13 protein-coding genes are annotated in these 13,543 nt (G+C 43.6%); 3 read left to right on the top strand and 10 right to left on the bottom strand.

All coding sequences use genetic code 11. The annotated features are described in order from the left end of the window. Positions 1-4: 4 nt before the first annotated feature. Genes gspL through gspC form a run of 10 tightly spaced genes read right to left on the bottom strand, consistent with a single transcriptional unit; the run spans position 5 to position 9,918 of the window. Complete coding sequence (gspL, locus tag RH40_RS08210; protein ID WP_009600970.1) at positions 5-1,216, bottom strand: type II secretion system protein GspL; 1,212 nt, start codon at positions 1,214-1,216, stop codon at positions 5-7. Next, positions 1,176-2,195, bottom strand: a complete 1,020-nt coding sequence (gene gspK, locus RH40_RS08205) for a type II secretion system minor pseudopilin GspK (RefSeq protein ID WP_009600969.1) — start codon at positions 2,193-2,195, stop codon at positions 1,176-1,178. Before gspK ends, gspL begins: the two co-directional genes overlap by 41 nt. Beyond that, positions 2,188-2,835, bottom strand: a complete 648-nt coding sequence (gspJ, locus tag RH40_RS08200; RefSeq protein ID WP_009600968.1) for a type II secretion system minor pseudopilin GspJ — start codon at positions 2,833-2,835, stop codon at positions 2,188-2,190. The genes gspK and gspJ overlap by 8 nt, the downstream gene beginning before the upstream one ends. Beyond that, positions 2,822-3,178: a type II secretion system minor pseudopilin GspI gene (gene gspI / locus RH40_RS08195; RefSeq protein ID WP_009600967.1), complete on the bottom strand. Its 357-nt coding sequence runs from the start codon at positions 3,176-3,178 to the stop codon at positions 2,822-2,824. Before gspI ends, gspJ begins: the two co-directional genes overlap by 14 nt. Next, on the bottom strand, positions 3,162-3,770 hold the full coding sequence (gene gspH / locus RH40_RS08190) for a type II secretion system minor pseudopilin GspH (protein ID WP_009600966.1): 609 nt from the start codon (positions 3,768-3,770) through the stop codon (positions 3,162-3,164). The genes gspI and gspH overlap by 17 nt, the downstream gene beginning before the upstream one ends. A 6-nt stretch (positions 3,771-3,776) precedes the next feature. Continuing rightward, positions 3,777-4,214 carry a type II secretion system major pseudopilin GspG gene (gene gspG / locus RH40_RS08185; protein WP_009600965.1) on the bottom strand — a complete coding sequence of 146 codons (438 nt, stop codon included), beginning with the start codon at positions 4,212-4,214 and terminating at the stop codon, positions 3,777-3,779. Positions 4,215-4,253: 39 nt separating this feature from the next. Then, positions 4,254-5,480: a type II secretion system inner membrane protein GspF gene (gene gspF / locus RH40_RS08180; RefSeq protein WP_009600964.1), complete on the bottom strand. Its 1,227-nt coding sequence runs from the start codon at positions 5,478-5,480 to the stop codon at positions 4,254-4,256. Beyond that, complete coding sequence (gene gspE, locus RH40_RS08175; protein ID WP_009600963.1) at positions 5,480-6,970, bottom strand: type II secretion system ATPase GspE; 1,491 nt, start codon at positions 6,968-6,970, stop codon at positions 5,480-5,482. The genes gspF and gspE overlap by 1 nt, the downstream gene beginning before the upstream one ends. Continuing rightward, complete coding sequence (gene gspD / locus RH40_RS08170) at positions 6,970-8,994, bottom strand: type II secretion system secretin GspD (protein WP_009600962.1); 2,025 nt, start codon at positions 8,992-8,994, stop codon at positions 6,970-6,972. The genes gspE and gspD overlap by 1 nt, the downstream gene beginning before the upstream one ends. Positions 8,995-9,033: 39 nt before the next feature. After that, positions 9,034-9,918, bottom strand: a complete 885-nt coding sequence (gene gspC, locus RH40_RS08165; RefSeq protein ID WP_009600961.1) for a type II secretion system protein GspC — start codon at positions 9,916-9,918, stop codon at positions 9,034-9,036. A 366-nt stretch (positions 9,919-10,284) separates the two neighbouring features. Between gspC and hslR the strand changes: the two genes are divergently transcribed. From hslR to pckA, 3 genes are all read left to right on the top strand, one after another. Next, on the top strand, positions 10,285-10,671 hold the full coding sequence (gene hslR, locus RH40_RS08160) for a ribosome-associated heat shock protein Hsp15 (RefSeq protein ID WP_009600960.1): 387 nt from the start codon (positions 10,285-10,287) through the stop codon (positions 10,669-10,671). Between the two features lie 29 nt (positions 10,672-10,700). Then, a complete protein-coding gene (gene hslO / locus RH40_RS08155; protein WP_009600959.1) occupies positions 10,701-11,579 on the top strand; it encodes an Hsp33 family molecular chaperone HslO in 879 nt (292 codons plus the stop codon). Between the two features lie 321 nt (positions 11,580-11,900). Beyond that, complete coding sequence (pckA, locus tag RH40_RS08150; protein WP_009600958.1) at positions 11,901-13,529, top strand: phosphoenolpyruvate carboxykinase (ATP); 1,629 nt, start codon at positions 11,901-11,903, stop codon at positions 13,527-13,529. Positions 13,530-13,543 lie beyond the last annotated feature (14 nt).

The following is a 13,543-nucleotide window of genomic DNA, read 5'->3' as shown; positions in this document are numbered from 1 at the left end:
CATCTCATAGGGGTTTCAAAACAAATGAGCCATTTACCTGACTACCAGATCGGTTTAACTGGCCCTGCTCAACTTGAAATTCTTTTGCCAACAGTTCTGCAGCACGCTCAAAGGTTTGAAAATCCTTGCTCTGAGCTTGAATGCGAATTTCATCTTTGCCAGCATCATACTTAAAATTTGACATACTCAATGTCGGGACTTGGTTTAATACAGGTGGTAATTTGTTCATCAAGCTCAAAAATGCAGCATCGCCACTACTTCCGGCCAGACGTTTGGCCTCTTTACCCATTTCTTCCTTCAAAAATCGTACGTGAGGAATCTTGGTTTTTCCGGGCAAGGACTGACGAAAAATTCGCTCACTTTCAGCCCGGTAGTTGGCAGCTTCAGCTTCATAACGACTGGTGGTCGAAATATTATCAACCACAGTGACACACAACAGCACCATCGCCGCAATCGCGAACTTACGCCATACTTTCCAGTATCTTCCCAGAGAGGAACTGGGCTTGAACACTCCCGTGAGCAAATTGATATTGGATGAAACGGCTTGCTGTGACAATAACTGCATAACCATAACCGGCTCAACGTTTTGCCAATTTTGCCCCTCGGCTAGATTGAGGGGAGGCAAAGACGAAAATGCGATCAAGTTAAGGTAGTCTTCGTCTTGCTGAACCCAATCGGAGTTTACAACTAAATCAAGCCAATCTTTATCTACTGAAATCCCAGAGTATTTGGATTTTTTTATCAGCCACTGTCCATCAATCTCCACTGCAGACATCTGTTCAGTGTCTGGCAAAGCCAATACATCAGGCAATACCTTGTAAACTTGGCAACCGATGCCAGCAAATTCATCCAGGACATCACTCAGCCAAGCGGAATCAACGGCACATATTTGAGCAACACCTTGATCCTTTTGTAGTAAGGTGAAATGAAGCTCGTCCACGTCCTGAGCTAGATCGTCTTCCAACAAATATGGTAGCATACCCTCTATTTGACGCTGTGCACCGGAAGGTATTTCTATTTCAGTTATCGCGGTATTCTGTGCCGACAATAACAATATTGTTCGACGCCCTTGTGCATAAGTTGCCAGATCACCGATGTTCTCTTTACTAGGTAACTCACCACTGGCAATAACTTCGCCCTGCGCTTCAGACCAAACCAGCCACTGTGCAGCCTGCTCAGCCTTTTTGTTCAGTCGAACGATCAGAAACTCGTTCACCGATACCTCCAAAGCGACGGCCAATCACCATCACATTTTCTTTATTTTCACTAAATAGAAGACTGCGAGCTCTGACTCGAGAATCCCCAACCAATAGCTCTGCGTCCAACTCAAAATAGGAGCTGGTTACGTCTAAATAACCTTTCACTTGCTTACTCAACTCCTCCGAGACCTTGGTCAACTGTCCTTCTCTGAAAAAATCATCAATGTTTGACCAACCATCGTAAGGACGATTTTTGAGTATACTCACCGCATCTTGTTCACTTAATACAGGAAAGAATAAAGCAACCAGTAGTGCCGCTTGCTCTTCTTTGAGCGTGTTTACATTGATTCGCAGATCCGTCGACGGTATGGCACAGATATACGGTAATATTTTTTGCATCACCTCACCAGAAACCTGATTAACCGCCCGTAACTCTGATTTGTCAGACAACATAGCATTTGCTGTTAAATAAGCGGGAGACATAGATTCGTAATAACTGTCTTCCACACCCATTGGACTATTAGCCGTATTATTTTTGTCTACATATTCCCAAAGTGACTGTGCTATCGTCTCAGCATCTTGACTGACTTCTTTTTCTTCCAATAAACGCTGTAATACTTCGACTAAAAAAGGTACACGCTCGGTTTCACCTTGTGGGCGTAAATCGGCTGACAATGCGTTAATGTTGAAACATGCCTGCATGTCAACAACGCGGCCTTTAATTGTCCCATTATCCAGTGGGTAGGTTTGTTCTTCTATTGCCCACGGCTGAGACAGATTAATCGTATCTGAGTCTTTAAAGCTTTGCTCAAGCGCAACTTTTGCCAAAGCCTCAGCACTGACACTGTACCAATAGGCCTGTTGGTGATTGACTTGGTTACTGGCGCGCTTGAACTGGCTAAATAGCCTATCTGCCATGCTCGCAGCAATACTGACCATCACAGCAAGCAATAGCAAAATAACGATAAGCGCAACACCACGCTGACGATTATTCATTTTTATTCTGCTCTTTTTCTAGCTTGAGATCGCCACCAGGCGTCAGATAAAATCGCTCTATCATGCCATAATCACTCAAGTTTAATTGCAATGCTACCGCGTCAGGCAAAGCGAGCTTTTTGTCCCATTCATCTTTCCATGCAGAGCCATCCCAAAAGCGAACTTTGAATGACTCCACCTGAGTTAAAAGAGGCATAACCACGCCCATTTGACCAGATGGTGTATCCACATATCGCCACCACACTCTTTCCAGCTGTTTCTCTTTTATCCGGTAGCCAACTTTACTGACTTCTCCCCTGGGAAACTGTTGCTGTGGGTTATGCCATCCAGCACGAACAAACATGACGCCTTTTTCATCAGAATCCAACAGATAGTCTTTCCACTGAATAAGCAATGGCGAGGGCTCCTCTCCATTGGTTCGAGACTGGCGCATGGTCATCTGACGAAAGTCATTGTCCAAAAACACCAAAGCTCTTTGCAACTCCTTGAGACGTTCACTTCTCTCAATTGACACTTCATTGCTACGTTGCACTTGATTTAGAACCTGGTAAGCACCGACACTTAAGCTGGCAAAAATGGCAATAGCAACCAGAACTTCAATAAGTGTAAAGCCTGTGTTCCTGCGCTTAATTGGGTACATAGCCTCTTACCGTTATAACAGGTGAGCCTTTTTCCGTTGTGGACACTTTGATATCAAAAGCACTCAAGATCCCATCCTCCGTTGCAATAGGCTCAATAGACCAAAACCAATCCCTACCTGCCAAGTTTTCTTTCCCCTTTTTCTTACTTGGTTTCTCTTTTGAGAGAGCGACAAGGGTCATTTGATTATCTGCAACCATAGATGCAAAGGTTTTTTCCTCAAGAAAATTCAACGTATTAATATGTTGGCTTACCGAACGAATGGTCGCGATCGCAGCCGTCGCGAAAATAGCTAATGCAACGAGTACTTCCAACAATGTAAAGCCTCTATTTTGCCTGCTCATCCACCTCTCCCGGTTTCAAGAGAATTATTTGGCCGTTCTCTTTGGCAACCACCCGCCAAGCATCTACTGGCTCACTTTTTCCTTGAGAGTGAATCGAGAGTGAGAACGGTGTTACCTCACCACTTGAAACAATAAATATTTGAGGAGGAGGGAGTGCTTTTTCTTTTTCTAACTCAGCAAACATCTCTTCGTCGAACAAGCTCGTAGGGTTAAAAAGACGCTCTTTGTTACCCCAAACATCCCCTCCAAGAGTTAATACTATCGATAGATTGTCTGGTAACTTTGTTTGGCCGGGCATATCTTGTTTATCGAACCTTTGCCAACCTTTAGAGTCCAGATACATAAGATCGTAGAGCGCTTTTTTTTCATTGATATGCAGGCCGTAATCTCGCCCACTAAGCATCGCTTCTTCATTCAGTAACTGCACGCGATGAAACAAAGCCTGAGCATACTTTTTCGCATTATCCTCGGCACGATTAGGCAAAGTAGAAATCACGGCGACCGATGCTAAAGATACCAGTAGAAGTACCAGCAGTATCTCCAGCAAAGTAAAGCCATTGTCACGGCGCACAATGAAAGTTTGAGGCAACATCAATATTTAAAAGTCTTGAATATTCCAATTACCAATATCGGCATTGATACCTTCTCCACCTTCCTCACCGTCAGCACCTAAGGTGAAAATGTCGACATTTCCTTGAGTACCAGGACTAATGTATTGATAGTCATTTCCCCATGGATCCGTCGGTAGACGTCTGATATAACCACCTGCACGATAGTTTCTCGGTTCAGGAGATGGGGCAGAAACTAATGCTTCCAATCCTTGCTCAGTAGTCGGGTAAACACTGTTATCAAGCTTGTACATATCCAGCGCGTTCTCAAGAGCAACAATATCCGTCACCGCTTTTTGCTGATCCGCTTTTTCTTTATTGCCCAACAAATTAGGAACGACAAAACTCGCCAGAATCCCTAAAATAACTATGACTACCATCAGCTCTAGTAACGTAAATCCCGATTGTTTTTTCATTTTTCTATTCATCGTACTCTCCATTAAAACTCTTCTATCTAAAGTAAGCTATTAAGAACTCATTAAATTATTCATTTCTAAAATAGGCATTAGGGTCGCCATAACGATGAATAAAACCAGACCAGCCATCACCGCAATTAATGCTGGCGTAAAGATTCCCAAAGCAATGTTCACTGTGGACTCAAAATTGCTATCTTGCGTGTCAGCAGCACGAGTTAGCATTGCCTCAAGCTCACCACTTTGTTCACCACTGGCAATCATATGCAGCATCATAGGGGGAAATAGTTTGGTTTGTTCGAGAGCACGACGTAAGCTTGCTCCTTCCCGAACATTATCTGTGGCGATAAGTACCTTTTTTTTCACGTAGTGATTCGACATCACATCGACTGCAACACGCATACCATCTAAGATAGGGATAGCACTCGAAGTACATATCGAAAGAGTCCTAGCAAAACGTGACGTATTTAGGCCTCGGGCTATCTTTCCTATAAGAGGCATGGCGATGACTTTTCTATCCCAAGCCATTCTGAGATTTGGTTTACTTAATGCAAATCGAAATAAGTACCCCACCACCACCATAGCCAAGAGTAAGACAAGTCCCCAGTCTTGGATAAAGTCACTTGCAGACAACAAGATCTGTGTTGACTGTGGAAGCTCCTGACCCATTTGAATAAACTGCCCGACTATCTTTGGCACAACGGCCGCCAGCAAGAACGCGACAATACCGACCGCAAAAACCACCAAGACTATCGGATAGATCATCGCTTGTTGTAACTTTGAGCGCATTTTTTGTCGATTCTCTGCATAATCAGCCAAACGCTCTAACACTGCATCAAGATGACCCGACTTTTCTCCCGCTGCGACCATAGAGCGGAAAAGCTCATCGAAGACATGCGGAAAATCAGCTAGGCTGTCAGCTAGGGTATAACCTTCCGTCACTTTGGAACGAACTGCTAAAAGCATAGTGCGAATTCTTGGTTTCTCTGATTGTTCCGAAACGGCCTTGAGACACTCCTCAAGCGGCATACCAGACTGCACTAGTGTTGAGAGCTGCCGCGTAATTAAAGCCAGATCAGGTGTGCTCAAGCCTCGTTTGAATGCAAATAAAGAACCGTTCTTGCTCTGTTGTTTGGCTTTTTGCCTTGTTTCTTTAACGTCAACAGGGACTAACCCCTGCTCTTTCAAACGAGTGCGAACTTGGCGCGCATTATCGCCCTCTATCACACCCTTTTTCGATTTGCCTTTCGCATCTAACGCTTTGTATTCGTATGCCGCCATTAGCTTTCCTTGGTCACTCGCATGACTTCCTCTATCGAGGTAACACCTTTACGTACCTTACTTAAACCGTCATCACGAATACTTGGTGTATGAGCACGAATTTGTTTTTCAATGGCTTGCTCTCCAACTTCGCTGTGAATCAATGATTGCACACTGTCATCCACCAGCAAGAGTTCATGAATCCCGGTACGACCGCGGTAACCTTTGAAATTACAGCTTTCACATCCACAAGCCCGATATAAAGTCAGGGTTTCTTCAGGCATCATTGAGAACAGCTTTTTTGTTTCCTCATCGGCCTGATAAGGCTCTTTGCAATCAGGACATAGAGTCCGAACCAAGCGCTGAGCAAGCACACCAAGTAACGATGAAGAGATCAAAAAGGGCTCTATTCCCATGTCTCTCAAGCGAGTTATTGCACCCACAGCAGTATTGGTGTGGAGAGTGGACATTACCAAGTGGCCCGTAAGAGACGCTTGAACAGCAATCTGTGCTGTCTCGAGGTCGCGTATTTCACCAACCATGACCACATCTGGGTCTTGACGTAAAATAGCCCTCAAACCGCGAGCAAATGTCATGTCAACTTTAGGATTGACCTGAGTCTGGCCAATACCATCGATATCAAACTCTATAGGGTCTTCGACGGTCAATATATTGCGCTCATTACCATTTATTTCACTGAGCCCTGCATATAAGGTGGTCGACTTACCGGAACCCGTTGGTCCAGTGACCAAAATAATACCGTGTGGCCTTTTAATCATGTTACGGAAAGTATCATGATTGTCCGGAGTCATCCCCAAACTGTGCAAGTCTAGCCGGGTTGCATTTTTATCGAGCAGTCGCATAACCACTCTCTCACCATGTGAAGATGGCATTGTTGAGACACGCACATCGACTGCTCGCCCACCAATTCTCAGTGATATACGTCCATCTTGGGGAACTCGCTTTTCTGCAATATCGAGCTTTGCCATTACTTTGACTCGCGAAACCAAAAGAGGCGCTAATTTTCGACTCGGGGAGAGGACATCACGAAGTACACCATCAACTCGAAAGCGGATCGACAAGCTTTTTTCAAAGGTCTCGATATGAATATCAGAGGCACCTTCTTTGATCGCTTCACCGAGCATGGCATTAATCAATTTAATAATCGGAGCGTCATCTTCGGACTCCAACAGATCCTCGTCTTGTGGTAAGTCCTCGGCTAAAGAAAAGAAGTCATCGTTATCCGCGCCAATGTCTTCCATCAATTGCCGAGCTTCGGACGAGTCTCTTTGGTATGCCTCCGTGAGCTTACTATCAAAAAGCTCCTTACTTACTTCTTGTAAAGTAAAACTCTGGCCACACACCCTTCTTACTTCCGTTATTGCTTTTATGGCAAGTGGAGCAATGTAATAAAGTACCAGCTCACTCTCTTTGGGCTCGAGGACCAATTTATATCGATTAGCAAAGCTAAAAGGCAAGCGTTTAAATGTTGAGCCAGCCACCATATCCATTATTGCTTACTCATCTGTTGTATAAATGCCTGAATCTCCGCAGGATGCTGAATATCTTCACCATATTCAGGCAGTACAGGGATATTGCCATTTTCCATCAATTTCAAGCCTTGGTCAGCTTTGTAAAGCTGTTCTGCACGAATAAAGTTGTACTTGCGCTGAGTGATACCATCTGCGGTTACGCCATCTCGAATGATGGTTGGTTTGATGAACACCATTAGGTTCTTTTTCTCAACCTGAGTCCTCGTCGATTTAAACAAGTGACCAAGATAAGGAATATCACCAAGTAACGGTACTTTAGACTCACTTTCCAAAGCCCGCTCATCTATCAAGCCACCTAAGACAATCATCTGGCCATCTTCCACCATCACTGATGTGTTGAGCTGGCGTTTAGCAAAGCGCACATCTACAGCACCGTTAGCGCCAAGTACGTTTGAGACTTCCTGTTCAATCTTAAGCTGAACTGAATTCCCCTCATTGATTTGAGGCACGACCTTCAGCTTAATACCCACTTCTTTACGGTCTACGGTTTGGAAAGGATTTTCATTATTAGAGCCTGCGGCAGAGCCTGTAATAACTGGCACTTCTTCTCCGACAATAAATGAAGCTTCACCATTATCCATGACGGTAATGCTTGGAGAGGAGAGAATATTTGAATTAGAGTCAGTTGAAACCGCACTGATCAGAGCCATCCAATCTCCCATTACAACACTTAAAGCAGCTCCATTGACGCTGCCTAAAGCTGAAGCGAGTGTGGAATAATCTCCGGGTTTTGTCACATTATAGGGTTGACGGTTACCGTCTTTGTCTGTGTAATATTCGGTACTGGTTTGCTCTTTTGCTTCTTCAACACCTACCATCACCTGCCCAATTGGCGTACCAGAGTTGGCAAATTGAATCGATGCACCGCTCTCAAGCGAGCCCCATTGCACCCCCAGATTAATACCATCACCCTCTGCCATTTCAACGATCAAGGCTTCGATAAGCACCTGCGCGCGCCTGATGTCCAATTGAGCAATCACATCTTGCAGTGCAATCATAATATCCGGTGGCGCAGTCAGTACCAGCGCATTCGTTTCGACGTGTGCTGCGATAACAACATCACCACGCTTAGAGCCTTGAGTTTTTTTTGTTCCCGACGATTTTTCAGCTTCTAAGTTGTCTGAAACTCCCTTTAAAACATCGACAAGATCTTCTGCTTTAGCGTATTTTAGATACACAACTCGGTTGTTGCCTTTTGAAGCCATTTCAACATCAAGCTGTTTAATCAGTTTCTTTAAACGCTTGCGAACTTGAGGGTCACCCGAAATTAATATTGAATTCGTTCTATCGTCAGCCACAAGTTTTGGCTGCAAGAAAGCAGGTGTACTTTTCGAGTCTTTAGCTTTGTTAAGAGCTTCAACGATACGAACCATTTCCGCCGCAGAAGCATTCGCCAATTCAACCACTTCGATCTCTTTATCACCGGCTTGGTCTACGCGTTTAATGATATCAGCAAGGCGATTTACTACCGCCGCACGGCCTGTAATGAGAATGATATTGGCAGGATCATAGTGAACCACATTACCGGCTCCCGCGTTATCATTAAGCTGCCTTAGTAATGGGGAGAGCTCACGCACAGAGACATTTCGAACCGCAACTACACGTGTAACGACTTCATCGCCCTTTATAAGACCATCTCCTACAACAGGAACGGCAGATGTTTTCGCATCTTTATCTTTGATGACCTTTAAAATACCGTTATCCATTTCAACAACAGCAAAGCCATACACTTCAAGAACATTCAAAAAGAAGCTGTAATATTGTTCTTCACTCAGCATATCATAGCTTCTTACATCGACCTTACCGCGAACCGAAGGATCAACTATGATTGTTTTTTCAAGATTACGTCCAACAATATTAATAAACTCTTGGATATCAGTTCCTTTAAAACTGGCACTAAAATCGTTCGCTAACACTGTCATCGGTGACGTTAGCAAGCTTCCTGCTAAAAGCCATGCGCTTTTTTTAAGCCAATGATTCACTTTGTACTCCTCAGATCAACTAACGCTTGAGCGATAGCCTTATAATTCGATATAGATTTCAAAAGGCTGCCCATCACGCTCTACCGTCAACGTCAGCTCTGTTAATTGAGATAAGCTTCGAAATACCTCTCCCATGGCAGCAGGATCTTGAAGGGCTTGCCCATTAATTGCGATGGCAATATCACCTGACCTAAGTCCCACTGAATCAAATAACGCTTTATCTTTACCTGGTGACAAACGATATCCTATTACTAGGCCCTCTTTTTTCACCTGAGACATTCGCACATATTGAAAAATCTGTTTTGCATCACGACGAATTTCGTCTCGGATTTTTGCTAGGCTATCGGATGAAACCTTTGGTTCACTTTGTTTGGGGCGTGAATGATGCTCGTTTTTTTCGCTGGATTTACTGTATTTTATGCCCTCAAGCATGACAGTTTCGTCGCGGCCTGAATTATCAACAATCACTCTATCAGCATGAACTTGAACCAACTTGGCCCTCGTTCCGGCGATAACCTCGCCGATACCATAAGTAGCTTGCTTTCCTCTATTAGCAATCACAGCTAGACTCTTATTTTGCTCCGAGCTTGTCACAACGCCGACCAAAACCACATTCAAACGACTTTTAGGAGCATCCTGAACTTTAGGCTTTTCAACGACCGGCGCGTCTGCCTGATATTTACCAAACAAGTTACCATTAAGCAATTGATTAATATCCATTTTTTCGGGATCTATGCCGTCAGTTCTCGACGGACTGGCAGGCTGCCAACTCGTAAGACTTGCAGCACTCCATGGCTGCCAAACCATCTGTCCTACGATCCATGCGCTCAACATAAATAGAATCACAGTACAAACTTCACTCGCCCGCTGTTGGACACCCAGCTCTTTTATTGATTCGCCAAACTGTTGTAGCGTGTTGACCATCTTGTGCTTCACTTCACTGTCTCTTTTGGTTGTGTGAATATCGCCTCAAACTCATTCAATTATTGAAAAAGTTAATATTATTTTTCAATGGTGTAGCGAATCATTATAACAAAATATGTAATAAGCTAAATCTAAAACTGTCAAAGGCTTGTCATAAACTCTCTGAATCAATGCGCTCATTTGTGAATCACACTAAATAATTCAAAATTATTGTGAAAATATGCATCAAATTAAACATAATTTGCTTCCCCGTCACTTGTTGGACTGTGAAATTTAGAGATCTCGCTTGAAAAATGTTACACGCGTCACCATTGTTACAGGACTAGAGCGGAAATACTCGCTAAGCGAATAGGATTTTATATAAAAATGAGTTTGAGCAATGAAACAATTCGTCTCGACAAATGGCTTTGGGCTGCACGTTTTTATAAAACACGATCTATCGCAAGAAATATGATCGATGGCGGTAAAGTTCATTACAACGGCCAACGTACCAAACCAAGTAAGACAGTGGAAACTGGGGCAACTATCACTTTAAGGCAAGGGCACGAGGAAAAAACCATCATTATTGAAAGGATTTCTGGCCAACGCCGCGGTGCCCCTGAAGCACAGACACTGTATTCCGAGACTACCGAAAGCATCAACAAACGCCAAGAAAATGCAGCTCAACGTAAGCTGCACGCCCACAATCCAAGCCCTGAACGTAGGCCTGATAAGAAACAGCGGCGCGATATTATTAAATTTAAACATCAATAGGTTAAACCCTATTCACGAGGAATCGCCACATGGCAAGCAATGTTTTGAATCGCTATTTATTTGAGGACCTCTCTGTACGTGGCGAATTAGTACAACTTGATAGCGCTTATCAAAGTATTATCGCCAATAAAAATTACCCAGTACCACTGCAAGGGTTGCTCGGCGAACTTTTGGTTGCGACGACATTATTGACCGCGACACTTAAGTTTGAGGGTTCAATCACTTTACAGCTTCAGGGGGACGGCCCAGTTTCTCTTGCTGTGATCAATGGTGACCATGAGCAAAAAGTTCGTGGTGTAGCTCGTTTTGATGGAAGTATTGATGGTGAAGCTTCTATCCATGACATGCTGGGTAAGGGCCACCTAGTCATTACCATCGACCCCAAACAAGGGGAACGCTATCAAGGAATCGTGGCATTGGATGGTAATAATCTCTCAGAAATTATCGAAGGCTACTTTGCAAACTCGGAACAATTACGGACAAGACTATGGTTGCGAGCTGGGCAAGACAGTTCAGGCGATACGAAAGCTGCCGGAATGCTATTGCAAATTTTGCCTGATGCTGACGACTCAGAGGAACATTTCGACCATCTAGAAAAATTGACCGATACCATCAAAACCGATGAGCTTTTTGGCTTGGAAGTGAATGAACTTCTGTATCGGCTATACAATCAAGAAAAGGTGCGTATTTTCGACCCGCAACCTGTCACGTTTTTCTGTGGATGCTCACGCCAACGCAGTGCAGCAGCCATTCGCACCATTGATCGTGATGAAGTCAATAGTATCGTTGCTGAAGAAGGCAGCATATCTCTGCATTGTGATTACTGCGGCACCAACTACACATTTGATAAAAATGAAGTAGACGCTTTGTTCGATATACCAAGCAATGACAATAAAACGCTGCATTAATTTTTATCGTTCAATAAAGCAGTAATTATGTTTAATAAAGCCGAGTTTATTCGGCTTTTTATGTGACATTTGTCACACAAATCAGCATAATTGTGTAATAAAAAAACTACTTATTTTTTGTCAATTAATAATGCATTTTCTTCTGGCGCAAACCTTTGCGTAAGAGATAAAATAACTCACGCCCATAACAGATAGCTACAAACCTTTTGACAGCTCAAGATATGCTTAAGCGCATTTCTACATGTTTTCAGGATAGCGCACGTATAATGAGCAATAAAAAATAATTACATCCCCTACAAAACACTTCCACGAGGAGCACCCATGACCGTTATGGAACATACTAAGACTGTATCGATTGATCTTACCAAACACGGCCTTAAAGACGTTAAAGAAGTGATTCATAACCCCAGCTATGAAATGCTATTTGAAGAAGAAACTCGTCCAGACTTAGTTGGTTATGAGAAAGGAATCCTTACTAACTCAGGTGCTATTTCAGTTGATACTGGTATTTTTACCGGGCGTTCGCCTAAAGACAAATATATTGTCAAGGACAGCACAACCGAAGAGCACATGTGGTGGACATCGGACGCAGTCAAAAATGATAATAAGCCCATAGATAAAGTGGTTTGGGATGATTTAAAGCAGCAAGTTACCGATCAACTCTCTGGCAAACGAGTCTTTGTCATTGACGGCTATTGTGGAGCAAATCCAGACTCTCGCCTTAGCATTAGGGTCATTACAGAGGTCGCATGGCAAGCCCACTTTGTAAAAAATATGTTTATCCGACCAAGTGAAGCCGAGTTAGAGAATTTCGAACCAGACTTCGTGGTGATGAATGGTGCAAAATGTACCAACGAAAGATGGCAGGAGCATGGACTAAATTCTGAGAATTTCACCGTTTTTAACCTTACTGAACGTATGCAGCTTATAGGCGGTACTTGGTACGGTGGTGAGATGAAGAAGGGTATGTTCGCCATGATGAACTACTTCCTTCCGTTGCAAGATATCGCTTCTATGCACTGTAGTGCGAATATGGGCAAAGAAGGCGATGTCGCGGTCTTTTTTGGTCTTTCTGGCACTGGCAAGACAACTCTATCAACGGATCCGAAACGTGCACTGATCGGAGATGATGAGCATGGTTGGGATGACGATGGCGTGTTCAACTTCGAGGGTGGTTGTTATGCAAAAACGATTAAGCTATCGAAAGAAGCAGAGCCTGATATTTTCAATGCTATACGTCGAGACGCGCTTCTGGAAAACGTTACTGTGCTTGCAGATGGGACGATAGACTTTGATGATGGCTCAAAAACAGAAAATACTCGTGTTTCATATCCCATCGAACACATTGAAAACATTGTCAAGCCCGTATCCAAAGGCGGCCATGCCACTAAAGTAATATTCTTGTCAGCAGATGCTTTTGGCGTCCTACCTCCTGTGTCTAAATTAACACCAGAACAAACTAAATATCACTTCCTGTCAGGTTTTACAGCTAAGCTTGCAGGAACCGAACGTGGTATCACAGAGCCAACTCCGACTTTTTCAGCCTGCTTTGGTGCTGCATTCCTTACCCTGCATCCAACAAAATACGCTGAAGTATTAGTAAAAAGGATGGAAGCGGCAGGTGCTGAGGCTTACCTTGTTAACACGGGTTGGAACGGTAGCGGTAAACGAATTTCTATCCAGGACACTCGTGGTATCATTGATGCTATTTTAGACGGTTCAATTGAAAAATCTGCAACCAAGCATATTCCAATCTTTAACCTCGAAGTACCAACACATCTCAATGGCGTTGATGCCGGCATTCTTGACCCGAGAGATACCTACACTGACGCTAAAAATTGGGAAGAAAAAGCCCAAGATCTAGCTACTCGTTTTATCAGTAACTTTGAAAAGTATACCGACAATGAGGAAGGTAAATCACTGGTTGCTGCGGGACCTCAATTGAAGTGATAACCATCTCATAA

Source organism: Vibrio caribbeanicus ATCC BAA-2122 (genome assembly GCF_000165125.1).
Taxonomy (GTDB): domain Bacteria; phylum Pseudomonadota; class Gammaproteobacteria; order Enterobacterales; family Vibrionaceae; genus Vibrio; species Vibrio caribbeanicus.
This window is presented reverse-complemented; position numbering and strand designations above follow the sequence as displayed.